This is a genomic window from Methylobacterium sp. D54C (assembly GCF_053345595.1).
Map to the genome: position 1 here is coordinate 56,213 of NZ_JBKFAK010000024.1, position 22,808 is coordinate 79,020.

The 22,808-nt window shown below is 72.3% G+C and carries 21 protein-coding genes; 20 read left to right on the plus strand and 1 reads right to left on the minus strand.

Translation table 11 applies throughout. The features are described 5' to 3' along the window. Positions 1 to 71: 71 nt before the first annotated feature. The 16 genes from bchF (at position 72) to ACLBYB_RS27710 (ending at position 18,871) form a co-directional block, all read left to right on the plus strand. The gene (gene bchF, locus ACLBYB_RS27635; RefSeq protein WP_447700684.1) at positions 72 to 578 is read left to right on the plus strand and encodes a 2-vinyl bacteriochlorophyllide hydratase; all 507 of its coding nucleotides are present in this window, start codon (positions 72 to 74) and stop codon (positions 576 to 578) included. Continuing rightward, positions 575 to 1,849: a ferredoxin:protochlorophyllide reductase (ATP-dependent) subunit N gene (locus ACLBYB_RS27640; RefSeq protein WP_020095249.1), complete on the plus strand. Its 1,275-nt coding sequence runs from the start codon at positions 575 to 577 to the stop codon at positions 1,847 to 1,849. The genes bchF and ACLBYB_RS27640 overlap by 4 nt, the downstream gene beginning before the upstream one ends. Positions 1,850 to 1,853: 4 nt before the next feature. After that, on the plus strand, positions 1,854 to 3,446 hold the full coding sequence (gene bchB / locus ACLBYB_RS27645; RefSeq protein WP_447700685.1) for a ferredoxin:protochlorophyllide reductase (ATP-dependent) subunit B: 1,593 nt from the start codon (positions 1,854 to 1,856) through the stop codon (positions 3,444 to 3,446). Beyond that, entirely contained in the window at positions 3,421 to 7,125 is a 3,705-nt protein-coding gene (locus ACLBYB_RS27650; RefSeq protein ID WP_447700686.1) for a magnesium chelatase subunit H, read from the plus strand. The genes bchB and ACLBYB_RS27650 overlap by 26 nt, the downstream gene beginning before the upstream one ends. Then, the gene (bchL, locus tag ACLBYB_RS27655) at positions 7,122 to 8,015 is read left to right on the plus strand and encodes a ferredoxin:protochlorophyllide reductase (ATP-dependent) iron-sulfur ATP-binding protein (RefSeq protein ID WP_020095252.1); all 894 of its coding nucleotides are present in this window, start codon (positions 7,122 to 7,124) and stop codon (positions 8,013 to 8,015) included. Before ACLBYB_RS27650 ends, bchL begins: the two co-directional genes overlap by 4 nt. A gap of 16 nt (positions 8,016 to 8,031) precedes the next feature. Further along, on the plus strand, positions 8,032 to 8,781 hold the full coding sequence (bchM, locus tag ACLBYB_RS27660) for a magnesium protoporphyrin IX methyltransferase (RefSeq protein WP_056523997.1): 750 nt from the start codon (positions 8,032 to 8,034) through the stop codon (positions 8,779 to 8,781). Continuing rightward, positions 8,778 to 10,205, plus strand: coding sequence for a BCD family MFS transporter (locus ACLBYB_RS27665; RefSeq protein ID WP_020095254.1), 1,428 nt, complete (start codon positions 8,778 to 8,780; stop codon positions 10,203 to 10,205). The genes bchM and ACLBYB_RS27665 overlap by 4 nt, the downstream gene beginning before the upstream one ends. Positions 10,206 to 10,223: 18 nt before the next feature. Further along, positions 10,224 to 11,003 (plus strand): photosynthetic reaction center subunit H, encoded by a 780-nt coding sequence (puhA, locus tag ACLBYB_RS27670; protein WP_020095255.1) that lies wholly within the window; start codon positions 10,224 to 10,226, stop codon positions 11,001 to 11,003. Further along, positions 11,000 to 11,650 carry a photosynthetic complex putative assembly protein PuhB gene (gene puhB / locus ACLBYB_RS27675; RefSeq protein ID WP_020095256.1) on the plus strand — a complete coding sequence of 217 codons (651 nt, stop codon included), beginning with the start codon at positions 11,000 to 11,002 and terminating at the stop codon, positions 11,648 to 11,650. Before puhA ends, puhB begins: the two co-directional genes overlap by 4 nt. An 11-nt stretch (positions 11,651 to 11,661) precedes the next feature. Beyond that, positions 11,662 to 12,156 carry a photosynthetic complex assembly protein PuhC gene (gene puhC, locus ACLBYB_RS27680; protein ID WP_091682490.1) on the plus strand — a complete coding sequence of 165 codons (495 nt, stop codon included), beginning with the start codon at positions 11,662 to 11,664 and terminating at the stop codon, positions 12,154 to 12,156. Further along, a complete protein-coding gene (locus ACLBYB_RS27685; protein ID WP_020095258.1) occupies positions 12,156 to 12,452 on the plus strand; it encodes a hypothetical protein in 297 nt (98 codons plus the stop codon). Before puhC ends, ACLBYB_RS27685 begins: the two co-directional genes overlap by 1 nt. Beyond that, positions 12,449 to 13,537, plus strand: coding sequence for a magnesium-protoporphyrin IX monomethyl ester (oxidative) cyclase (acsF, locus tag ACLBYB_RS27690; RefSeq protein WP_447700687.1), 1,089 nt, complete (start codon positions 12,449 to 12,451; stop codon positions 13,535 to 13,537). Before ACLBYB_RS27685 ends, acsF begins: the two co-directional genes overlap by 4 nt. Position 13,538: 1 nt before the next feature. Continuing rightward, a complete protein-coding gene (gene puhE, locus ACLBYB_RS27695) occupies positions 13,539 to 14,333 on the plus strand; it encodes a putative photosynthetic complex assembly protein PuhE (RefSeq protein WP_056524002.1) in 795 nt (264 codons plus the stop codon). 112 nt (positions 14,334 to 14,445) lie between these two features. Then, positions 14,446 to 15,663 (plus strand): 5-aminolevulinate synthase, encoded by a 1,218-nt coding sequence (gene hemA, locus ACLBYB_RS27700; protein ID WP_020095261.1) that lies wholly within the window; start codon positions 14,446 to 14,448, stop codon positions 15,661 to 15,663. A gap of 184 nt (positions 15,664 to 15,847) precedes the next feature. Beyond that, entirely contained in the window at positions 15,848 to 16,864 is a 1,017-nt protein-coding gene (gene bchI / locus ACLBYB_RS27705; RefSeq protein WP_447700688.1) for a magnesium chelatase ATPase subunit I, read from the plus strand. A gap of 318 nt (positions 16,865 to 17,182) precedes the next feature. Continuing rightward, positions 17,183 to 18,871 carry a magnesium chelatase subunit D gene (locus tag ACLBYB_RS27710; protein WP_447700689.1) on the plus strand — a complete coding sequence of 563 codons (1,689 nt, stop codon included), beginning with the start codon at positions 17,183 to 17,185 and terminating at the stop codon, positions 18,869 to 18,871. A 31-nt stretch (positions 18,872 to 18,902) separates the two neighbouring features. Here the strand turns inward: ACLBYB_RS27710 and ACLBYB_RS27715 are convergent, their stop codons facing one another. Next, the gene (locus ACLBYB_RS27715) at positions 18,903 to 19,049 is read right to left on the minus strand and encodes a hypothetical protein (protein WP_020095264.1); all 147 of its coding nucleotides are present in this window, start codon (positions 19,047 to 19,049) and stop codon (positions 18,903 to 18,905) included. Positions 19,050 to 19,259: 210 nt separating this feature from the next. On the opposite strand from ACLBYB_RS27715, the gene bchO reads away from it, so the two are divergent. The 4 genes from bchO (at position 19,260) to ACLBYB_RS27735 (ending at position 22,738) form a co-directional block, all read left to right on the plus strand. Continuing rightward, complete coding sequence (gene bchO / locus ACLBYB_RS27720; protein ID WP_091926015.1) at positions 19,260 to 20,168, plus strand: alpha/beta fold hydrolase BchO; 909 nt, start codon at positions 19,260 to 19,262, stop codon at positions 20,166 to 20,168. 83 nt (positions 20,169 to 20,251) lie between these two features. Beyond that, a complete protein-coding gene (locus ACLBYB_RS27725) occupies positions 20,252 to 21,037 on the plus strand; it encodes a gamma-glutamyl-gamma-aminobutyrate hydrolase family protein (RefSeq protein ID WP_447700690.1) in 786 nt (261 codons plus the stop codon). Positions 21,038 to 21,332: 295 nt separating this feature from the next. Then, positions 21,333 to 22,085: a guanitoxin biosynthesis heme-dependent pre-guanitoxin N-hydroxylase GntA gene (gene gntA / locus ACLBYB_RS27730; protein WP_447700691.1), complete on the plus strand. Its 753-nt coding sequence runs from the start codon at positions 21,333 to 21,335 to the stop codon at positions 22,083 to 22,085. Between the two features lie 41 nt (positions 22,086 to 22,126). After that, entirely contained in the window at positions 22,127 to 22,738 is a 612-nt protein-coding gene (locus ACLBYB_RS27735) for a DUF1989 domain-containing protein (RefSeq protein ID WP_447683211.1), read from the plus strand. Positions 22,739 to 22,808: the final 70 nt, after the last annotated feature.

A 22,808-nucleotide genomic window follows, 5' to 3' on the forward strand; every position in this document is an offset into this window, starting at 1 on the left:
TCCCGGACCCCCGCCCTAGCCTCTGTCAACGACGGAGCCTGAGGCGCCGCCGACGACTAGGGAGCGGATGCATGGGTCCCGAGGACCGGCCGGCACGACCGCTCTACACGCCCGCCGAACGGCGCCGGCGCGATTCGTCGCTCTGGACCGTGGTCCAGGGAGTGCTGGCGCCCCTCCAGTTCGCGATCTTCCTGGTGAGCCTCGTCCTGGTGGTGCGCGCCCTGGCCACCGACGACGGCCTGCGCGCGGCCGAGATCTCGGTCGTCGTGAAGACCCTGGCCCTCTACGCGATCATGGTCACCGGCTCGATCTGGGAGAAGGTCGTATTCGGGCGGTGGCTCTTCGCGCCTGCCTTCTTCTGGGAGGACGCGGTCAGCATGCTGGTGCTGGCTCTCCACACCGCCTACCTCGCGGCCCTCGCCACGGGCGCGCTCAGGAGTCAGGCGCTGCTGCTCCTCGCGCTGGCGGCCTACGCGACCTACGTGATCAACGCGGCCCAGTTCCTCCTGAAGCTCCGGGCCGCGCGCATGGAGAGTGCCGGAAGTCGTGCGCCGCGTCTCGCGGAGGCGCTGCCGTGAACGCTCCCCTGGTCCATCAGCCACCCTGCGGCGGCATCGAGCTCCGCCAGGAGCAGGGTCAGCGGGCCGTGTTCTGCGGGCTGACCGGCATCGTCTGGCTGCACCGGAAGATCCAGGATGCCTTCTTCCTGGTGGTCGGCTCGCGCACCTGCGCGCACCTGATCCAGTCCGCCGCCGGCGTGATGATCTTCGCCGAGCCGCGCTTCGCCACGGCGATCATCGACGAGCGCGACCTCGCCGGCCTCGCCGACGCCAACGAGGAGCTCGACCGGGTGGTGACCCGGCTGATCGAGCGCCGGCCGGACATCAAGCTCCTGTTCCTCGTGGGCTCATGCCCGTCGGAAGTGATCAAGCTCGACCTGTCCCGGGCGGCCCAGCGCCTGTCGGGACGGCTCGCCCCCGTACGGGTGCTGAACTACTCGGGTTCCGGCATCGAGACGACCTTCACGCAAGGGGAGGATGCCTGCCTCGCCGCCCTCGTGCCCGACCTGCCCCGCGAGGCCGAGACGGCGGTCCCTTCGCTCCTCGTGGTCGGGGCGCTGGCCGACGTGGTGGAGGATCAGTTTCTCCGGCTCTTCGCCGCGATGGGGATCGCGGATGTCCGGTTCCTGCCCGCCCGCCGGGCGAACGCGATGCCGGCTGTTGGGCGCAACACCCGCTATCTGCTGGCCCAGCCCTTCCTGACCGACACGGCCCGGGCCCTCGACGAGCGTGGCGCCCGCCGGCTGCCCGCGCCGTTCCCTCTGGGCGCCGAAGGCACCACCGGCTGGCTTCGGGCAGCCGCCGAGGCGTTCGGCGTCTCCGAGGCCGCCTTCGAACAGGCCACGGAAGCGGGCCGCGCCCGCGCCGAGACCGCGCTCGCCCCCCACCGCGAGAGGCTCGGCGGCAAGCGCGTGTTCTTCTTCCCCGATTCGCAGCTGGAGGTTCCGCTCGCCCGCTTCCTCGCCCGGGAGCTCGGCGCGGACCTCGTGGAGGTCGGGACGCCGTACCTGCACCGGGGGCATCTCGCCGCCGAGATCGAGCTGCTGCCCGCGGGCACGCGGGTGACGGAGGGCCAGAGCCTCGACGACCAGATGGACCGCTGCCGGGCGGAACGGCCGGATCTCACGGTCTGCGGCCTCGGCCTCGCCAATCCGCTGGAGGCGGAGGGGCTGTCGACCAAGTGGTCGATCGAGCTGCTGTTCACGCCCGTGCAGGGCTACGAGCAGGCCGGCGACCTCGCGGAGCTGTTCGTGCGCCCGCTCCGCCGCCGCGCCCTGCTGGAGGTGTAGAGCCATGCAGCTCACGCTCTGGACCTACGAGGGACCTCCTCACATCGGCGCGATGCGCGTCGCCACGGCGATGTCCGGGCTGCACTACGTGCTGCACGCGCCGCAGGGCGACACCTACGCCGACCTGCTGTTCACGATGATCGAGCGGCGGGACGCCCGCCCGCCCGTCACCTACACGACCTTCCGCGCCCAGGATCTCGGCCGCGACACCGCCGAGCTGTTCAAGCAGGCGGCTTCGGCCGCCCACGCGCGGTTTCAGCCCCAGGCGATGATCGTCGGCGCCTCCTGCACCGCCGAGCTGATTCAGGACGATCCGGGCGGCCTCGCCAAGGCCCTCGACCTGCCGATCCCGGTGATCCCGCTGGAATTGCCCGCCTACCAGAAGAAGGAGAACTGGGGCGCGTCGGAGACTTTCTACCGCCTCGTCCGGGCGCTCGCCGGTCCGCCCGCCCCGCATCCGGCGCGGGAGCCCGGGCAGCGTCCGCTCTGCAACATCCTGGGACCGACGGCGCTGGGCTTCCGCCACCGGGACGACCTGATCGAGATCCGCCGGCTGCTCGATTCGCTCGGCATCGCCGTGAATGTCGTGGCACCGCTGGGGGCCACGCCCGCCGATCTCGGCCGGCTCCGGGAGGCCGATTTCAACGTCGTGCTCTACCCCGAGACCGCCCGGTCGGCCGCGGACTACCTGAAGAAGAGTTTCGGGCAGCCGTTCACGCAGACCGTCCCGATCGGCGTCGGCGGCACCCGCCGGTTCGTCGAGGAGGTTGCGAGCCTCGCCGGGATCGACCCGGCACCGGTGCTCGACGGCCCCGGCTCGCGGCTGCCCTGGTACTCCCGCTCGGTCGATTCGACGTATCTCACGGCCAAGCGCGTCTTCGTGTTCGGCGACGCGACCCACGCCATCGGCATCGCCCGGGTCGCCGCCAAGGAACTCGGCTTCACCGTCGTGGGACTGGGCACCTACGGCCGCGAACTCGCCCGCGAGGTCCGCGCCGAGGCGGCCGAGCACGGCATCGAGGCGCTGATCACCGACGATTACCTCGACGTCGAGGCGGCGATCCGCGCGGCCGCGCCGGAACTGGTGCTCGGTACCCAGATGGAGCGCCACGTCGCGAAGCGGCTCGGCATCCCCTGCGCGGTGATCTCCGCGCCGGTGCACGTCCAGGACTTCCCGGCCCGCTACGCCCCGCAGATGGGGTTCGAGGGCGCCAACGTCCTGTTCGACACCCTGGTCCATCCGCTGATGATGGGCCTCGAAGAGCACCTCCTCGGCATGTTCCGGGAGGATCCCGAATTCCACGACGGCGTCGGCCCCTCGCATCTCGGCGGCAAGTCCTACGGGACTCCGGCGGACGGGGCGTTCGAGGCCGCGGAACGGGCGCCGGCCGACACCCCTCCGACGCCGGCGCCCGTTCCGATTCTGCTGGACCGGGCCGCAGCGTGGTCGCCCGAGGCCGAGAAGGAACTCAAGAAGATCCCGTTCTTCGTGCGGGGCAAGGCGCGCACCAACACCGAGACCTTCGCCCGGGAGCGGCACCTGCCGCTCATCACCGTCGAGACCCTCTACGATGCCAAAGCGCATTTCGGCCGATAGGCCGCCGATCCGCGTCGTCATCGTCACGCTCGACAATCACTTGGCGAGCGCGGTGGAACGGGCGCGCCTGCGCCTCCGGACCGAGATGCCCGGGCTGGTTCTGGGCTTCCACGCGGCGGCCGAATGGGACAACGACCCCGCGACCCTGGAGGCCTGCCGGGCCGACATCGCGCAGGCCGACATCGTGCTCTCGGCCATGCTGTTCATGGACGAGCACGTGCGGGCGATCCTGCCGGCGCTGGCGGCGCGGCGCGACGCCTGCGACGCGATGGTCGGCTGCCTCTCGGCCGGCGAGGTGGTGAAGACCACGAAGCTCGGCCGCTTCGACATGAGCGGCACCAAGCGCGGCGCCCTCGACTTCCTCAAGAAGCTGCGCGGCAAGCCGGGCCAGCAGGGCAATGCCGGACGGCAGATGGCCCTGGTGCGCAAGCTGCCGAAGATCCTGCGCTTCATCCCGGGCTCGGCCCAGGACGTGCGCGCCTATTTCCTCACCCTGCAATACTGGCTCGCGGGCTCGGACGAGAACGTCGCCGCGCTGGTGCGCTTCCTCGTGCACCGCTACGCGGCCGGCGAGCGGGCCGCCTGGCGTGACGGCCCGGCGGCGCCCGCACCCCTCGACTACCCCGAGACCGGCCTCTACCACCCGCGGCTGCCCGGCCGGATCGGCGCCGACCCGTCACGGCTGCCCCGCCTCGCGGGCGCGAAGGGCCGCGTCGGCCTCTTGGTGATGCGCAGCTACGTGCTCGCCGGCAACACCGCCCATTACGACGGGGTGATCGCCGCCCTTGAGGCGCAGGGCCTCGACGTCGTGCCGGCCTTCGCCAGCGGCCTCGACAACCGCCCAGCGGTGGATTCCTTCTTCATGAGGGACGGTCGCGCCTGCATCGATGCGCTGGTCTCGCTCACCGGCTTCTCGCTGGTCGGCGGACCCGCCTACAACGACGCCGCCGCCGCCGAGTCGATGCTGGCCAGGCTCGACGTGCCCTACCTCGCCGCCCAGGCGCTGGAATTCCAGACCCTGGAGCAGTGGGAGGCGGGCGACCGCGGCCTGTCGCCGGTCGAGGCGACCATGATGGTCGCGATCCCCGAACTCGACGGCGCCACCGCCCCGATGGTGTTCGGCGGACGGTCCTCCGCTTCCGGCAGCGACAACGCCCGGGACATGCGGGTCCATCCCGAGCGGGCGGCCCGCCTCGCCGAGCGGGTCGCGCGGCTGGTCTCCCTCCGCCGGACCGCGAGGGCCGAGCGGAAGCTCGCCGTGGTGCTGTTCAACTTCCCGCCCAATGCCGGCGCCACCGGCACGGCCGCGTTCCTGTCGGTCTACGCCTCGCTGCTCAACACCCTGAAGGGCTTGGCGGCGGACGGCTACACGGTCGAGATCCCGGAAGACGTCGATGCCCTGCGCGCGGCGATCTTGGAGGGCAATACCAAACGCTACGGCACCCAGGCCAACGTCCACGCCCGCATCCCGGCCGAGGATCACCTGCGCCGCGAGCCCTACCTCGCCGAGATCGAGGCCCAGTGGGGCCCGGCGCCCGGCCGCCACCAGACTAACGGCGCCGAGATCTTTGTCCTCGGCGCGCAGTTCGGCAACGTCTTCGTCGGGGTCCAGCCCGCCTTCGGCTACGAGGGCGATCCGATGCGGCTGCTGTTCGAGCGCGGCTTCGCGCCGACCCACGCGTTCTCGGCCTTCTACCGCTACCTGCGCGAGGATCTTTCCGCCGACGCCGTGCTGCATTTCGGCACCCACGGCGCCCTCGAATTCATGCCCGGCAAGCAGACCGGCCTGTCCGAATCCTGCTGGCCGGAGCGGCTGATCGGGGCGCTGCCCAACGTCTACCTCTACGCGGCCAACAACCCCTCGGAAGGGACGCTCGCCAAGCGCCGGTCGGCCGCGACGCTGGTGAGCTACCTCACCCCGAGCCTCGCGGCTGCCGGGCTCTACCGTGGGCTGATCGACCTGAAGAGCTCGATCGAGCGCTGGCGCGGCCTCGGCCCCGAGGCGGCGGGCGAGCGCGAGACCCTGGCCCGCCTGATCCAGGACCAGGGCGCGGCGGTCGACCTCGCGGCGGCCGATCCGGGCTGGAGCGGCGATCTGGAGGCGCGGGTCTCCGGCCTCTGGACCGCGCTGCAGGAACTGGAGCAGACCCTGATCCCGCACGGGTTGCACGTGGTCGGGCAGGGGACGCCGGAAGAGGAGCGGGTCGATCTGCTCCTGGCGCTCGCCGAGTCTGCGCACGGCGTGAAGCCGGAGCGGGCCGGCATCGAAGCGCTCGTCGCCGGCCGGGGCATCGAGGCGGTGCTGAAGGCCTCCGGCTTCTCCGCCGACGAGACCAACCGCGAGATACTCAAGAACCTCGCCGAGACCGACCGGCTGCTGTCCCGGGACCACGAGGTGCCGGCGCTGCTGCGGGCGCTCGACGGCCGCTTCGTGCCGCCGGTGGCGGGTGGCGACATCCTGCGCAACCCGGCCGTGCTGCCGACCGGCCGCAACCTCCACGGCTTCGACCCCTACCGCCTGCCCTCCGCCTTCGCGGTGACGGACGGCGCCCGGCAGGTCGCCCGGATCCTCGAGCGCTTCGCCGCCGACGGAAAGCCCTGCCCGGAGAGCGTCGCGCTGGTCCTGTGGGGCACCGACAACCTCAAGAGCGAGGGCGGCCCGATCGCCCAGGCGCTCGCGCTGATCGGCGCCGCGCCCCGCTTCGACGGCTACGGCCGCCTGAGCGGCGCCGAGTTGATCCCGCTGGAGACCCTCGGCCGCCCGCGCATCGACGCGGTGGTCACCCTCTCCGGCATCTTCCGCGATCTCCTGCCCCTGCAGACGAAGCTCCTGGCAGAAGCCTCGTACCTCGCCGCCACTGCCGACGAGCCCCTGGAGCAGAACTACGTCCGCAAGCACGCCCTCGCCATCCAGGCCGAGCAGGGCTGCGACCTGGAGACGGCGGCGCTCCGGGTCTTCTCCAACGCCGAGGGCGCCTACGGGGCCAACGTCAACCACCTCGTCGATTCGGGGAACTGGGACGACGACGCGGAACTCTGCGAGACCTTCTCGCGCCGCAAGAGTTTTGCGTATGGCCGCACCGGCCGCCCGGCGCCGCAGCGCGCCCTGATGCAGGCGGTGCTGGCCTCCGTCGACATGGCCTACCAGAACCTCGACTCGGTCGAGGTCGGCGTCACCTCCGTCGACCACTACTTCGACGGGCTCGGCGGCATGGGCCGGGCGGTCGCCCGTGCCAAGGGCGAGTCGGTGCCGATCTATATCAGCGACCAGACCCGCGGGGAGGGGCGCGTCCGCTCCCTGGAGGAGCAGGTGGCGCTGGAGACGCGCACCCGGATGCTCAACCCGAAATGGTACGAGGGCCTGCTCGGCCACGGCTACGAGGGCGTCCGCCAGATCGAGACGCATCTCACCAACACGGTCGGCTGGTCGGCCACCGCCAACGCGGTCCAGCCCTGGATCTACGAGCGGATCACCGAGACCTACGTCCTCGACCCCGCCATGCGCGAGCGCATGGCCGCCTTGAACCCCACCGCCTCCGCCAAGGTCGCCCAGAGGCTGATCGAGGCGCACCGCCGCGGCTTCTGGACCCCCGACGCAGAGATGCGCGACGCCCTCGACCGGGCCGAGGAGGAGCTGGAGGACCGCCTGGAAGGCGTCACCGCAGGAGTGGCCGCATGAACATCGCGATCCGCAATCCCGTCGTCGCCCGGAAGGAGGAGGGGAGCCTTCAGGTCGCCCTCGACCCCGACCTGAAGATCGAGACCGCCAAGGTCTTCGCGGTCTACGGCAAGGGCGGGATCGGCAAGTCGACCACCTCGTCGAACCTGTCGGTGGCCTTCTCGAAGCTCGGCAAGCGGGTGCTGCAGATCGGCTGCGACCCGAAGCACGACTCGACCTTCACGCTGACCAAGCGCCTCGCTCCCACGGTGATCGACGCTCTGGAGGCGGTGAACTTCCACTCGGAGGAGCTGCGCGTCGAGGATTTCGTGGTCGAGGGCTACAACGGCGTGATGTGCGTCGAGGCCGGCGGCCCGCCCGCCGGCACCGGCTGCGGCGGCTACGTGGTCGGCCAGACCGTGAAGCTCCTCAAGGAGCACCACCTCCTGGAGGACACCGACGTCGTCGTCTTCGACGTGCTGGGCGACGTGGTCTGCGGCGGCTTCGCCTCGCCGCTCCAGCACGCCGACCGGGCACTGATCGTCACCGCCAACGACTTCGACTCGATCTTCGCGATGAACCGGATCGTCGCGGCGATCCACGCCAAGTCGAAGAACTACGGCGTGCGGCTCGGCGGCGTCATCGCCAACCGCTCGGCCAAGACCGACGAGATCGACCGGTTCAACGACGCGGTCGGCCTGAAGCGCCTCGCCCACTTCCCCGACCTCGACGTGGTCCGCCGCTCGCGGCTCAAGAAGTCGACCCTGTTCGAGATGGATTCGTCGCCCGAGCTCGACGCCGTGACCGCCGAGTACATGCGGCTCGCCGAGACGCTCTGGGCCGGGGGCGAGCCCTGCGAGGCGATCCCCATGAAGGACCGCGACCTGTTCGAGTTCCTCGGTTTCGATTGAGTTTGGGGTTCGACCGATGGCCAGCGCCAGCTACGACGCCCGCCGGGGCGAGCTGACCACCTACTTCGACCGCACCGCGGTCGAGGCGTGGTCGCGCCTGACCTCGGACGCCCCGGTGAGCCGGATCCGCGCCACCGTGCGGGCCGGGCGCGACGCCATGCGGGCGACGCTGCTCTCCTGGCTGCCGGCCGACATGACGGGCTCACGCCTGCTCGATGCCGGCTGCGGCACCGGCGCGCTCAGCGTCGAGGCGGCGCGGCGCGGCGCCGAGGTGGTGGCGATCGATGTCTCGCCGACGCTGATCGGGCTGGCGCAGGAGCGGCTGCCGGCGATCGCGGGCGCGGGGCGCATCGACTTCCGGGTGGGCGACATGCTCGATCCGGCCCTCGGCCGGTTCGACCACGTCGTGGCGATGGATTCGCTGATCCACTACCGCGCCGCCGACATCGCCCGGGCGCTGGCGGTGCTGGGCGCGCGCACGGACGGCTCGGTGCTGTTCACCGTAGCGCCGCGCACGGCGCTCCTGACGGTGATGCACGCGGCCGGGAAGTTCTTCCCGCGCGGCGATCGCTCGCCCGCCATCGTGCCGGTGACCGAGGGCGGGCTGCGGCGGCGGATCGCCTCGGAGAGGGCCCTCGACGGCTTCGCCTGGGCGCGGTCGCACCGGATCAACAGCGGATTCTACCTGTCGAACGCGGTGGCGCTGACGCGCACCCTGCCTCACCGCGCGGATGGTCGGCCAATGACACCCGGGGCGCGACCATGACCCCCGCTCGCAAGCTCACCGAGGCCCTGATGCGCCTCGGCCCGGCGCTGCTTCCCTTCGCGGACGCCGCCACCGCCGAGCTGCCGCTGGGGCGGCTGCTCCGCCTCGCCCTGTTCCAAGTCACCGTCGGCATGGCCGCGGTGCTGCTGATCGGCACCCTCAACCGGGTGATGATCGTCGAGCTCGGCGTTCCGGCCTGGATCGTCGCGATGATGCTGGCGCTGCCGCTGGTCTTCGCGCCCCTGCGGGCGCTGGTCGGCTTCCGCTCGGACACCCACCGCTCGGTGCTGGGCTGGCGGCGCGTCCCCTACATCTGGTTCGGCACGCTGCTCCAGTTCGGCGGCCTCGCGATCATGCCGTTCGCCCTGCTGATCCTGTCGGGCGACACGACCGGGCCGCTCTGGGTCGGCAACCTCGCGGCGGCGCTCGCCTTCCTGCTGGTCGGCGCCGGCCTGCACACGACCCAGACCGTCGGGCTGGCGCTCGCCACCGACCTCGCCCCGGCGCACGCGCGCCCGAAGGTGGTGGCGCTGCTCTGCGCGGCGCTCCTGTTCGGCATGATGGCGAGCGCGGTGCTGTTCGGCCTGTTCCTCGCCCATTTCTCACCCGTCCGGCTGATCCAGGTGATCCAGGGCGCGGCGCTGGTCACGATCATCCTCAACGGGTTCGCCCTCTGGAAGCAGGAGCCCCGCGATCCGAACCGGACGCGGACGGCACCGCAGCGCGACTTCCGGTCCTCCTGGCAGGCCTATGCGGGGCAGGGCACCGCCCGGCGACGCCTCGTGGCGATCGGCCTCGGCACGGCGGGCTTCTCCATGCAGGACATCCTGCTCGAACCCTACGGCGGTCAGATCCTGCACCTCTCGGTGGCGGCCACCACGGCGCTGACCGCGCTGCTGGCCGCCGGAGGCGGGCTCGGCCTGCTGGTCGCGGCGCGCTGGCTCGGGCGCGGGGGCGACCCGTTCCGCGTCTCCGCGGTGGGCGTCGGGATCGGGATCCTGGCCTTCTCGGCGGTGGTCTTCGCCGCCCCGCTCGCCTCGGCCGACCTGTTCGCCGCGGGCGTGAGCCTGATCGGCCTCGGCGGCGGCCTGTTCGCCCACGGCACGCTCACCGCCTCGATGAACCGCGCCGGCCCCGAGGATACCGGGCTCGCCCTCGGTGCCTGGGGCGCCGTGCAGGCGACCGCGGCCGGCCTCTCGATCGCGGCGAGCGGCCTCGTGCGCGACGTCGGCGGCGCCATCGCCCAGTCGGGGGTGCTCGGCGAGGGCATGAACGAGCCCGCCATCGGCTACCTCATCGTCTACCACATCGAGATCGCCCTGCTGTTCGCCGCGCTGCTCGCGCTCGGACCGCTGGTGCGTGAGGACGCCCGGATACGAGTTCGAGACAGCATCACCGACGGCCTCGCCGGCCGCACAGCCTGAGACTTGGGGAGGACAGCCATGCCAACCGGCGCACTTACGGGTTACGTCGACGTCGCCCAGGTCGTACTCTACGCGTTCTTCCTCTTCTTCGCGGGGCTGGTCTTCTGGCTGCGCCGGGAGGACCGGCGCGAGGGCTACCCGCTGGAGAACGAGACGGTCGGCCGCCGCAAGGCTGACGACCCGATCCTGATCCCCCGGTCCAAGGCGTTCCATCTGCCGGGCGGCGAGACGACCTACGCGCCGCAGGCGGTTCATGGCCGGGACGACATCGAGACCGGGATCCCGGCCCGCAAGGTCGAACCCTGGCCGGGCGCCCCCTACGAGCGCACGGAGACGTCGCTCCAGGCCGGCGTCGGCCCGGGCTCCTGGGTGCTGCGGCACGACGTGCACGACCGGACCTGGGACGACGAGATCCGCATCGTGCCCCTGCGGGTGGCGAAGAACTTCGTCATCCACGAGGACGGCCCGAACCCGATCGGCATGACGGTGTTCGGCACCGACAACGCGGTCGCGGGCGTGATCAGCGACGTCTGGGTCGACCGCGGCGAGTCGCTGATCCGCTACTACGAGGTCGAGCTCCCGACGGGCGGGCGCCGGCTGATGCCGACCACGTTCTGCCGGGCCGGCGGCTTCACCAAGACGGTGACGACGGAGGCTCTGCTCGCGAGCCAGTTCGCCGACATCCCCAGCACCCGCGATCCCGACAGCGTGACCTTCCTGGAGGAGGAGCGGATCATCTCGTATTTCGGCGCCGGCACGCTCTACGCGACGCCGGCCCGGGCGGAGCCCCTGATATGAGCGGCGACTTCCTCCCCGAGGGCACCCTGCGGGGTCTGCCCGGCCCGCTGCCGGCGGGCGAGCGCATCCTCTGGCAGGGTGCGCCGACGACCGCGGGCCTGCTGGTCCGGGTGTTCCACGCCCGCTTGGTGATCGCGTGGTTCTCGGTCTGCGCCGTGGCCTTCGGCCTCGCGGCGGGCTCGCCCGCGGCGGCGATCAAGGTGGTGGCGCCGACCCTGGTGATCGGCGCCGGCGCCGTCGCGCTGCTCTGGCTGCTCGCCTGGCTCACCCACCGGACGACGCTCTACACGGTGACCAACCGCCGCGTCGTGCTGCAGGCCGGCATCGCCCTGCCGGTGACCCACAACCTGCCCTTCGCGCAGATCGAGACGGCGGCCCTGCGGGCCTTCACGGATGGCAGCGGCGACCTGCCGCTGCGGTTGCGGCCGGGCCTCCGGATCGCCTACCTTCACATCTGGCCGCATGTCCGGCCCTGGCATCTCGCCCGGACCGAGCCCATGCTGCGCTCGGTGCCGGACGCGGACGCCGCGGCGGCGCTGCTGGCACGCGCCCTCGAGGCCCATGCCGACGGCACGGCGCCGCCGGTTCGGGTGGCGCGTCTCGGCCGAGCGGATGAGAATCCCGGTCGCCTCGTCGCGGCCGAATAGGGAGGGGCACGATGGGCGAGCGGGCGGAGGGCGCCGGCCGGGCCATGGCGGTCGCGGGACCGGCACCGGCGCTGCTGATGATCGGCGCCGGCGCGCTGATGGGCTTCACCATGCTGGCGGTCCTGATCGGCCGGAGCGAGAAGGTCGGCCTCGTCGCCCTGCCGCCCGCCAAGGTGGTGGAGCGCCTCGAGTTCCGCGCCGAGGATCAGGTCGACGGCTCGATCGCCCTGCGGGACGTCGCCGACCGGCACATCGTCGCCTGGATCCGCCCCGGCGAGGACGGATTCCTGCGCGGGACCCTCCGGGGCCTTGCCCAGGCCCGCCAGCGGGAGGGCCTCGGCCCCGAGAAGCCCTTCAGCCTGACCCGCTACGACGACGGCCGCCTCGCGCTGGCCGACGAGGCCACCGGCCGCCGGGTGCCCCTGGAGGCCTTCGGGCCGACCAATGCCGGGGCCTTCGCGCGGCTGATGCCCGCGCCGGGCGCCCCCGCCGCGGAGACGCGGTGATGGGCCTGTTCGGCAGCCGCACCGTCACCGTGCCCTGCACGGTGGAGATCGAGCAGACGCCCGAGAGCCTGCACGCGCACGTGACCCTCGATGCCGGCTTCGAGATCGAGCCCGGCGACGAGGTCCAAGTCCACGACGCGCCGACCTCGGTGCCCTACGGCGAGCGCCTCACCGTGCGGCGCACCGCCACCGTGACGCGGGCCGGCGCGCTGGAGCGGGCCTGGACCAAGCTCATCGCGCATCTCGAGCTGACCGAACTCTACGAGGTCAGCTTTTCCGAGAGGAGGAAGCTGTGAACGCACCCGTCCCGCCGCCCTCCGGCCAGCCCGTCCCGAAGACGCCGATCAATGAATCGACCCGCTCGGCGCAGGAGACGACCTTCCTCAGCCCGCGCTTCTACACGACCGATTTCGACGAGCTCGACCGCACGAACGTCGAGCCGGTGCGGCGCGACTGGGACATCCTGATCGCCGAGCTGCGCTCGGACCCGAACAAGCGCCACTTCACCCGCAACGAGGAATTCGACTGCGACCTGTCGAAGATGGAGCCGGAGCTGCGGAAGGAGTTTTTGGACTTCCTCGTGTCGTCCATCACGGCGGAGTTCTCCGGCTGCGTCCTCTACGCCGAGATGCGCAAGCGGGCGAAGAACAAGGACATCAAGGAGCTGTTCGGCTTCATGAGCCGGGATGAAGCCCGCCACGCCGGCTTCATCAACGACACGCTCAAGGATTTCGGCATCGGCGTGGACCTGGGGTTCCTCACCAAGTCCAAGAAGTACACGTTCTTCCGGCCGAAGTTCATCTTCTACGCCACCTACCTGTCCGAGAAGATCGGCTACGCCCGCTACATCACGATCTTCCGCGAGCTGGAGCGGCACCCGGAGCGGCGCATCCACCCGATCTTCAAGTGGTTCGAGCTGTGGTGCAACGACGAGTTCCGCCACGGCGAGGCCTTCGCGCTGCTGATGCGCGCCAACCCGAAGCTGACGAGCGGCGTGAACCGCTACTGGATCCGGTTCTTCCTGCTCGCCGTCTTCGCCACGATGTACGTGCGCGACCATCACCGACCGGCCTTCCACGCGGCGCTCGGCGTCGATCCCAGCGACTACGACTTCAAGGTCTTCCGGATCACCTCGGAGATCTCCCGCCAGACCTTCCCGCTGGAGCTCGATATCGACAACCCGAAGTTCAAGGCGGGCCTCGACCGGCTGCTCGCCTGTTCCCGGGCGATCGCCGACGCCAAGGCGCGGGGCGGCCTCGTCGGCAAGACCCTGCAGGGATTCCACGCCGCGCGCGCGGCCGTGACCTTCGCGCGGCTCTATCTCCTGCCCGTCAAGGCCAACGCCCTGCCGGCCGACATCCGCCTCCAGCCGGTCTGGTAGCATGGGGACCTACGCCGCCCCGGTCCTGTACGCGGTCCTGCTCTGGTGGTTCTCCACCGGGCTGATCCTGCTGCTCGATCACGCCCCGCGGCGGACGCATCCGTGGAGCATGGCCGGGGCGACCCTCCTGCTCGCCGGCGCCCTGGTGGCGATCCGGTCCAGCGCCGCCGACACGAGCGCCACGGGGGCCTACACGGCCTTCACGGCGGCGCTCGTCGTCTGGGGATGGCAGGAGATGAGCTACTACATGGGCTTCCTGTCGGGCCCGCGGCCCGTCGCCTGCGCGCCGAGCGTGCGCGGGCTCGACCGGTTCTTCGCCGCGCTCGCCACCAGCCTGTGGCACGAATTCGCCATCGTGGTCGGCGGCCTCGCGATCCTGGCGCTGGTCTGGGGCAGCCCCAACCGCTTCGCCCTGTGGACCTACGGCACGCTGGTGGTGATGAACCTGTCGGCGCGGCTCAACCTGTTCCTGGGGGTGCGCAACCTCCACGCCGAGTTCCTGCCGGACCATCTCGGCTACCTCGCCTGCTACCTGTCCCGGAAGCCGATGAACCTGCTGTTCCCGGTCTCGGTGAGCCTCGGGACCATCGCGGCGGCCCTGCTCGGGCGGGCGGCGCTCGGCGCCGACCTGCTGGAGCACGAGCTGATCGGCTTCACGGTCCTGGCGACGCTGACCGCGCTCGCCACCCTGGAGCACTGGTTCCTGATGCTGCCGCTGCCCTCGGCGGAGCTGTGGCGCTGGAGCCTGCCGGCCCGGGCGCCCGGGGAAGCGGCCGGGCCGCCGGACCACGTGTAGGCCGAGGGATCACGAGCGGGCGACGCACGTCCACCAATCTGGAACTGGTCTTGTGCGAAGTCCGGTGTCACAGGCGGGATCAACCCGCAGGATTTGTTCGGGGAGAGGCGACATGGATTACGAGACCTTCTTCGGGGCTGAGATCGCCGGGCTCCACCGCGAGGGCCGCTACCGGGTCTTCACCGACCTCGAGCGCCACGCGGGCAACTTCCCGCACGCCACCCACCACCACGCGGCCGGCACCCGGCCCGTGACGGTATGGTGCTCCAACGACTATCTCGGCATGGGCCAGCACCCGACCGTCACCGGGGCGATGCACGAGGCGATCGACCGCTGCGGCGCCGGCGCCGGCGGCACCCGGAACATCTCGGGCACCAACCACTACCACGTGCTGCTGGAGCGCGAGCTCGCCGACCTCCACGGCAAGGAGGCGGCCCTGCTGTTCACCTCCGGCTACGTGTCGAACTGGGCGGCGCTGGGGACCCTCGCGTCGCGCCTGCCGAACTGCGCGGTCTTCTCCGATTCCGAGAACCACGCCTCGATGATCGAGGGGATCCGGTTCTCGCGGGCCGAGCGCCACATCTTCCGCCACAACGACCCGGAGGACCTGAACCGCAAGCTCGCGCTGGTCGACCCGGCCCGGCCGAAGCTGGTGGCCTTCGAGTCGGTCTACTCGATGGACGGCGACATCGCGCCGATCGCCGAGATCTGCGACGTGGCCGAGGCCCACGGGGCGCTGACCTACCTGGACGAGGTCCACGCGGTCGGCCTCTACGGCGCCCGCGGCGGCGGCATCTCGGAGCGGGACGGCGTCGCCCACCGGCTGGACGTGATCGAGGGCACGCTCGGCAAGGCCTTCGCGGTGCACGGCGGCTACATCACGGCGTCGGAAAAACTCTGCGACTTCGTGCGCAGCTTCGCGTCGGGCTTCATCTTCACCACCTCGCTGCCGCCGGCCGTCGCGGCGGGCGCGGCGGCGTCGATCCGCCACCTCAAGGAGAGCGGCGTCGAGCGGGCCCGGCATCAGGAGCGGGTGGCGAAGGTCCGGCAGGCGCTGGAGGCCGCCGACATCCCGACCATGCCGAACGACAGCCACATCGTGCCGGTGATGGTCTGCGATCCGGTGCTCTGCAAGGGGATCTCCGACACCCTGCTCGACGAGTTCGGCATCTACGTGCAGCCGATCAACTACCCGACGGTCGCCCGCGGCACCGAGCGCCTGCGGATCACCCCGTCGCCGCTGCACACCGACGCCGACATCGCCCATCTGGTCGAGGCGCTCACCACGATCTGGGGCCGGATCGGGCTCCGGCAGAAGGCGGCGGAGTAAGCGCGGGCGGGGGTTCCCTTCTCCCACCTTCGCCCTCATCCTGAGGTGCCCGCGTCAGCGGGCCTCGAAGGAGGCCTCCAGCCATCGCACGTCTTCTGGAGACCTCCTTCGAGGCCTCCGCTGCGCTGCGGCACCTCAGGATGAGGGGGTTGGGTTGGATGCCCCCGCAGCATCGAGTCATCGCGTGCCCACCTTCCCCTTCTCGGCCATCGTCGGCCAGGACGAGATGCGCCAGGCGCTGCTGATCGCGGCGGTGGACCCGGCGGTCGGCGGCGTGCTGGTCTTCGGCGACCGCGGCACAGGCAAGTCCACGGCGATCCGGGCGCTGGCCGCCCTGCTGCCGCCGATGCGGGCGGTGGTCGGCTGCCCGTACAATTGCGATCCCGAAAGTCCCGCAGAATCCTGTCCGCACTGCGCGAGCCTGCCGGGCGCGCGGAGAAAGTCCGAGAAAAAGCCGGTGCCGGTGGTGGACCTGCCGCTGGGCGCCACCGAGGACCGGGTGGTCGGCACCCTCGACCTGGAGCAAGCGCTCGGCGCCGGCGTGAAGGCCTTCGAGCCGGGGCTGCTGGCCCGCGCCAACCGCGGCTTCCTCTACATCGACGAGGTCAACCTCCTCGAGGACCACCTCGTGGACCTCCTGCTCGACGTGGCGGCCTCCGGCGTCAACACGGTCGAGCGCGAGGGCCTGTCGCTCCGCCACCCGGCGCGGTTCGTCCTCGTCGGCTCCGGCAACCCGGAGGAGGGGGAGCTGCGGCCGCAGCTCCTCGACCGGTTCGGGCTGGCCTGCGAGGTCGCGACGCCGAGGGACATCCCCACCCGCATCGCGGTGGTGCGCGCCCGCGACGCCTACGAGCGCGACCCGGAGGGGTTCTGTGCTGCCCGTGAAGGCGAAGAGCGAAAGATTCAAAAAAGAATCCTGCTGGCACGGGAGCGCCTGCCATCGGTCACCGTGCCGGATGCCGCCCTGGAGCGCGCCGCGCGCCTCTGCCTCGCCCTCGGGACGGATGGCTTGCGCGGGGAACTGACCCTGATGCGCACGGCCCGGGCGCTCGCGGCGCTCGACGGCGCCGCGATGGTCACCGACGATCACCTCCGGCGCATCGCCCCGGCCGCCCTGCGCCACCGGCTGCGGCGCAACCCGCTCGACGAATCCGGATCCACCGCCCGGGTGGAGCGGGCGCTGGCGGAGGTCTTCGCGTGACGGCGCCGCTGCGCGCGCCCCGACCGCGAGGGCGTTCATCGCGCGGCTCCGGCCGAATCGGCGCGGAGCGGAGCGCGGGGCTCCTCTCCCGTGCGGGCGCGGGACAGGGTGGGGGACGGGGACCGGCCGGACGAGGCGCGGCCCGAACGCGTCGCGCGGGCGCGCTCTGGACTGGACCTCCGCATCCCGCACCCCGACCCTCTCCCGCCCGGGAGAGGGGGCCGGTCGCGCTCCGTCGCCCGCGTCGCGGTCCGATGGACGTGTCTGACCCTCGGCACCCGCTCGGGAGCGGGGCCCTGTCGCGCCCCGCTCGAGCCGATGCCTGAACATCGCCGTCCCGCAGAGCAGGGCGGGACACCGGCCTGCGCCTGGGCCGATGCCCGCCTGGCCGCCCGGCTTCTCGCCGCGGACCCGCACGGGCTCGGCGGCGCGGTGCTGCGGGCCCCCGCCGGGCCCGTGCGCGAGCGCTGGCTCGACAGCGTGCGGGCGGCGCTGCCCCCGGGAACGCCCTGGCGGCGCCTGCCGCCCGGCATCGGCGACGACGGCCTGCTCGGCGGCCTGGATCTCGCCGCGACCCTGGCGGCGGGCCGCCCCGTCGCGCGGGCCGGCCTGCTGGCGGAGGCCGATGGCGGGATCGTCGTCGTCCCCATGGCCGAGCGTCTGCCGCCGGGCACCGCGTCGCGGCTCGCCGCCGCCCTCGACACCGGCACGGTCTCGGACCGCGGCGCCCGGTTCGGCCTGATCCTCCTCGACGAGGGCGTGGCGGACGAGACGGTCGCCGAGGCGCTGGCCGATCGCCTCGCCTTCCGGCTGGACCTGAGCGGGCTCGGCCTCGCGGACACCGCGGCGGCCGAGCCGGAACCCGCCCCGGGCGCGCCGGAGCCCGACCCGGTCGGGAGCCTCTGCGCCCTGGCCGAGGCCTTCGGGATCGCGTCGCTGCGCGGCCCGATCCTGGCGGCGCGCGTGGCGCGCGCCCTCGCGGGAGACGGGCCGATCGGCCAGGGGGCGATCGTGGCGGCCGGGCGCCTCGTCCTGGCGCCGCGGGCGACGCGCCTGCCCGCACCGGAGCAGCCCGTCCCCGAGACCGCGGAGGCGCCGGCGGAGCCGCCCGAGCCGAACGACGCGGAGGAGGCGTCGGGTCCGGCCGCAGAGGCGCCCGACGACGTCGTGCTGGAGGCGGTGCGCGCCGCGATCCCGCCGAACCTCCTCGACCAGCTTCTGGCGGGCGCGCAGCGTCTCCCGGCCGCGAAGGCCGGCCGGGTCGGGCAGGCGGCCTCGGCCCGCACCGGCCGCCCCGTGGGCAGCCGGCGGGGCGACCCGCGGCGGGGACGGCTCGACCTGCTCGCCACCCTGCGGGCGGCGGCGCCCTGGCAGGCCGTCCGCAGAGTAGAGGGGGAGACGCGCCGCATCGTGGTGCGGCGGGACGATCTGCGGATCCGGATCCTCAAGCAGCGGACCGAGACCACCACGGTGTTCTGCGTGGACGCCTCGGGCTCGGCCGCCCTGGAGCGGCTGGCGGAGGCCAAGGGCGCGGTCGAGCTGCTGCTGGCGGAGGCCTATGTCCGGCGGGACCGGGTGGCGCTGGTGGCGTTCCGCGGCACCGGCGCGGATCTCGTTCTGCCGCCGACCCGGTCGCTCACCCGCGCCAAGCGCGGGCTCTCGGGACTGCCGGGCGGGGGCGGGACGCCGCTCGCGGCGGGGATCGACGCCGCGGTCGCGGTGGCTCTGGGCGTGCGCCGCGGCGGCAGCCGGCCGGCGATCGTGCTGCTGACCGACGGGCGCGCCAACGTCGCGCGGTCGGGGGAGGGGGGACGGGCTCGGGCGGGCGCGGAGGCCCTGCAGGCGGCCCGAGCCCTGCGTGCGGCCGGGCTGCCGGCCCTCGTGGTCGATACCGGCACGCGGGGCGACGAGGCCCGTTCTGTGGCGGACGCGATGGGCGCCCGCTACCTGAAGCTGCCCCGGGCCGAGGCCGGTCAGCTCAGCGCGGCGGTGCGGGCGGCGCTCTGAGCGCCGCACCCGTCACCCCCGCGACAGGGTGTCAGAGGTCGCCGCCGATGCCGCTGTCGGCGAGGCGCTGGTGGTGGGCGAGCCAGGAGCTCAGCATCTCGCGGACGATGGCCTTGAGGCTCCAGCCGCCGGAGACCGGAGCGGCGATGTTCTGGGTCGAGGAGGTGAAGAGGATCATGACCTTCTCCGGAGTTGGTGGACGCGTCTTGTTCTTGCTCGCCCGAGATATGCCGTTGCTGTTGCAGCGCAGCAATCGGTCTCCGCTCACCGGTGGCATGCGGCCGCCGCATAGGATTGTTCAGTGTTACGAAATACTTCCGGCCATGAACGATAGCGCCGCCGTCGCCCCTGGATCGTCCGGCCATGCCGCAGTGCAGGATACGCGCGCATGCTGACCGGCTTCGACGCGGACCGGCCCGACTGGGCCGTGGAGGGCCGGGACTGGCCCCATCGGGAGGCCAGCCGCTTCGTGGAGGCGGCCGGCCTCCGCTGGCACGTCCAGGAATACGGGTCTCCGGACGCCCCGACGCTGCTGCTCCTGCACGGGACCGGGGCGGCCACGCATTCGTGGCGCGGGCTGGCGCCGCTCCTCGCGCGCGACTTCTCCGTGATCGCCCCGGACCTGCCGGGCCACGGCTTCACGGACCCGCTGCCCGACGCCGACCTGTCGCTGCCCGGCATGGCCCGGGCCGTGGCGGGCCTCGTTGCGGCACTCGGCCGGCCGCCGGTCCTGGCGGCCGGCCACTCGGCCGGCGCCGCCGTCCTCGCGCGGATGTGCCTCGACGGCGCCATCGCGCCCCGGCTGCTGGCGGCCTTCAACGGCGCTCTCGCGCCGCTGCCGGGGGCGGCGAACCTGCTGTTCCCCAGCATGGCACGCCTCCTGTTCCTCAACCCCTTCACCCCCCGGATCTTCGCCTGGACGGCGGACCGGTCCGCGGCCAAGCGCCTGATCGAGGGGACCGGCTCGCGCCTCGACCCGGAGGGGGTCGACCTCTACCGGCGGCTCTTCGCCCGGGCCGGCCATGTCCGCGGGGCGCTGGGCATGATGGCGAACTGGGATCTCGCCGGGCTGCACCGGGCGCTGCCCGGCCTCGCCACCCGGACCCTGCTGATCGTCGGCGGCGACGACAAGGCCATCCTGCCGGACACCGCCTTCGCCCTGCGCGACCGCATGCCCGACGCCCGCGTCCGCCTGATCCGGGGGCTGGGCCACCTCGCCCACGAGGAGGCGCCGGAGCGCGTGGCCGAGGTGCTCCGCGCCGAGGCTTCGGACGCGGGCGTTCTGTCGCCGCCGTGAGCCGGACGGGACTGGCGCCGGCCTTGCGTGGGTCGTAGAGCCTGCCGCGGCGGGCAGGGCAGGATCGAGGAGCGGCCGGAACGATGGCGAGACCCGTGATCGGCGTCATCGGCAACGCGCGCCTGATCGACAGCCGCTTCCCGGCGCAGATCGTCGGCGAGAACAACATGCGGGCGGTCGCCGCGGTGGCCGGCGCCCTGCCGCTGATGTTCGCCGCCGTCCCGGCGGTCACCGACCTCGGCGACCTCCTCGACACCGTGGACGGCGTCCTGCTCACGGGGGGCCGCGCCAACGTCCACCCGGCGCGCTTCAACACCGAGCCCTGCGCGGCGCACGAGCCCTACGACGAGGATCGCGACGCCGTGGCGCTGCCCCTGATCGAGGCCTGCGTGGCGGGGGGCGTGCCGCTGTTCGGCATCTGCCGCGGCTTCCAGGAGATGAACGTCGCCTTCGGGGGCAGCCTGCACCCGGAGATCCGCGATCTGCCGGGCCGGCTCAACCACCGCATGCCGCGCCTCGCGAACGGCGAGATCCACCCGGACCTGGAATTGATCTTCGCCGACCGTCACGAGGTCCGGCTGACGCCCGGGGGCGCCTTCGCCCGCCTCCTGGAGCGCGAGACGATCCGGGTGAACTCCCTGCACGGCCAGGGCATCCTGGAGCCGGGCGGCCGGATCGTGATCGAGGGCCTCGCCGAGGATGACACGGTCGAGGCGATCCGCGTCCGCGACGCGGCGGGCTTCGCGCTGGGCGTCCAGTGGCACGCCGAGCACGATCCGGCGACCAACCCGATCAACCGCACGCTGTTCGAGGCCTTCGGGGCCGCGGCGGCGGCGCGGCACCGGGCGCGGCGGGCCGGCCGGGGATGAGCCGCTCGCGCGCTGGGACGGCCCAGTGCAGAGGCCGCGCGCGGCAGCACAGCGCCGGCACACCGCCGGCACAGGGAGTCTTTTCAGCCTTAACCTATGTTTATTCGCTGGCGCTGATCCACGGAATATTGGCCGTCCACCCGCACAGATCTTGGCCACACGCGACCGGATTCACCTTATCCCCCGGACGACCTGTCGCAGGACGGAACAGTGGCCTCCCGGTGGTGTTCCCGGAGTCCCGAACAGCGGCCTCCTCGCGTGGAGGCCGACCGCGCAGAGACCGGGCAGGCCCTGCATGCATCTCCCCCGCGACGACCGAGAGCACCCCCGTGCCGAGGCCTTCCGCGACTTCATCCGGAACCCGCCCTTCCCCTGCGTGGGCGCCAAGTCGGCCCTGTCCCGCGGGCGGATGCGGATCGTGGTGGCCCGGGACATCACCTCGGGCTGGGACGACATGCGGATCTACCCGGCGCTGCTCGCCTTCGTGGCGCAGTACCGGGCGCAGCCCGACCTGTTCCAGAGCTTCGCGGTCGTGTTCGAGGGGCCGGGCGACCTCTCGGAGGAGGCGTTCGAGCACAACCTCTGGGCGCGCGCGCAATCCCTGACCGACAAGGACGCCTGGCTCGGCCAGCCCCACGACGCCCGCGTGGCCGAGGATCCCGACAACCCCCACTTCTCCCTGAGCTTCGGCTGCGAGGCGTTCTTCGTCGTCGGGCTGCACCCGCAGGCGAGCCGGCCGGCGCGGCGCTTCTCGTCGCCGGTCCTGGTCTTCAACCTGCACGCGCAGTTCGAGCGGTTGCGGGCGGAGGGACGCTACGAGAAGCTGCGCGCCGCGATCCTGGAGCGCGACGAGGCCCTCGCCGGCAGCGTGAACCCGATGCTGGCGCGCCACGGCGAGGCCTCGGAGGCGCGCCAGTACAGCGGCCGCGCGGTCGACGCGGACTGGCGCTGCCCGATGAAGGGCCGGCCGGCGCCGGTCCCGGAGGCCCGGGACTGGAGCCCGCCGGCCCTGCCCTTCGATTGCGGGCTGCCGGGCAGCGGCGCCTGAGCCGGTCGGATCCGGTCCCCAGTACGGAGCGAGCCACCCCCATGTGCCAACCCACCCTGTGCCAGGCCGACGTGCAGACGATCGCGCCGCGCTCCGGCGTCGCCTTCACCCTCGACCGGGGCCAGCGCCTCACGGTGATCGACCCGTGCGGGGAGCAGGTGGCCGACCTCCTCGCCTTCAACCGCCACGATACGGGAGAGGTGATCTCGTCGGGCCGGACCCTCGACTACGCCAGCCGGATCTACCTCACCACCGGCGACCCGCTCTACTCGAACCGCTCGAAGATCCTGCTGCGGATCCTCGAGGATACGGTCGGCCGGCACGATTTCCTGCTGACGCCGTGCTCGGCCGACACGTTCCGCATCATCTACGGCGACGCGAACCCGCATCGCGGCTGCTTCGGCAACCTCGCGGCGGCGCTCGCACCCTACGGCATCGCGCCGGACGCGATCCCGGTGGCGTTCAACTGCTTCATGAACGTGCCGGTCGACGGCGCGACCGGGGCGCTCACCGTGGCGCCGCCCCTCAGCCGGGCGGGGGACCGGATCGTGTTCGTGGCCGAGACCGACCTGATCATCGGGCTCACCGCCTGCTCGGCCCTGCAGTCGAACAACGGCAGCTTCAAGCCGATCCACTACAGCGTGAGCGCCTAGCTGCGGCCCCTCAAAGGCCCCGGCCCGATCCCGATATTAATCCATGTAAAGCTATAGACTGTATCGCATT

Coding starts and splice junctions, on each gene's coding strand:
- bchF (WP_447700684.1), top strand. CDS start 72: ATGGGTCCCGAGGACCGGCCGGCACGACCGCTCTACACGCCCGCCGAA.
- bchB (WP_447700685.1), top strand. CDS start 1,854: ATGCAGCTCACGCTCTGGACCTACGAGGGACCTCCTCACATCGGCGCG.
- hemA (WP_020095261.1), top strand. CDS start 14,446: ATGGATTACGAGACCTTCTTCGGGGCTGAGATCGCCGGGCTCCACCGC.
- bchM (WP_056523997.1), top strand. CDS start 8,032: ATGGCCAGCGCCAGCTACGACGCCCGCCGGGGCGAGCTGACCACCTAC.
- ACLBYB_RS27685 (WP_020095258.1), top strand. CDS start 12,156: ATGGGCCTGTTCGGCAGCCGCACCGTCACCGTGCCCTGCACGGTGGAG.
- ACLBYB_RS27650 (WP_447700686.1), top strand. CDS start 3,421: ATGCCAAAGCGCATTTCGGCCGATAGGCCGCCGATCCGCGTCGTCATC.
- bchO (WP_091926015.1), top strand. CDS start 19,260: ATGCTGACCGGCTTCGACGCGGACCGGCCCGACTGGGCCGTGGAGGGC.
- puhB (WP_020095256.1), top strand. CDS start 11,000: ATGAGCGGCGACTTCCTCCCCGAGGGCACCCTGCGGGGTCTGCCCGGC.
- puhE (WP_056524002.1), top strand. CDS start 13,539: ATGGGGACCTACGCCGCCCCGGTCCTGTACGCGGTCCTGCTCTGGTGG.
- puhA (WP_020095255.1), top strand. CDS start 10,224: ATGCCAACCGGCGCACTTACGGGTTACGTCGACGTCGCCCAGGTCGTA.
- ACLBYB_RS27725 (WP_447700690.1), top strand. CDS start 20,252: ATGGCGAGACCCGTGATCGGCGTCATCGGCAACGCGCGCCTGATCGAC.
- ACLBYB_RS27735 (WP_447683211.1), top strand. CDS start 22,127: ATGTGCCAACCCACCCTGTGCCAGGCCGACGTGCAGACGATCGCGCCG.
- gntA (WP_447700691.1), top strand. CDS start 21,333: ATGCATCTCCCCCGCGACGACCGAGAGCACCCCCGTGCCGAGGCCTTC.
- ACLBYB_RS27715 (WP_020095264.1), bottom strand. CDS start 19,049: ATGATCCTCTTCACCTCCTCGACCCAGAACATCGCCGCTCCGGTCTCC.
- bchL (WP_020095252.1), top strand. CDS start 7,122: ATGAACATCGCGATCCGCAATCCCGTCGTCGCCCGGAAGGAGGAGGGG.
- puhC (WP_091682490.1), top strand. CDS start 11,662: ATGGGCGAGCGGGCGGAGGGCGCCGGCCGGGCCATGGCGGTCGCGGGA.
- ACLBYB_RS27665 (WP_020095254.1), top strand. CDS start 8,778: ATGACCCCCGCTCGCAAGCTCACCGAGGCCCTGATGCGCCTCGGCCCG.
- ACLBYB_RS27710 (WP_447700689.1), top strand. CDS start 17,183: ATGCCTGAACATCGCCGTCCCGCAGAGCAGGGCGGGACACCGGCCTGC.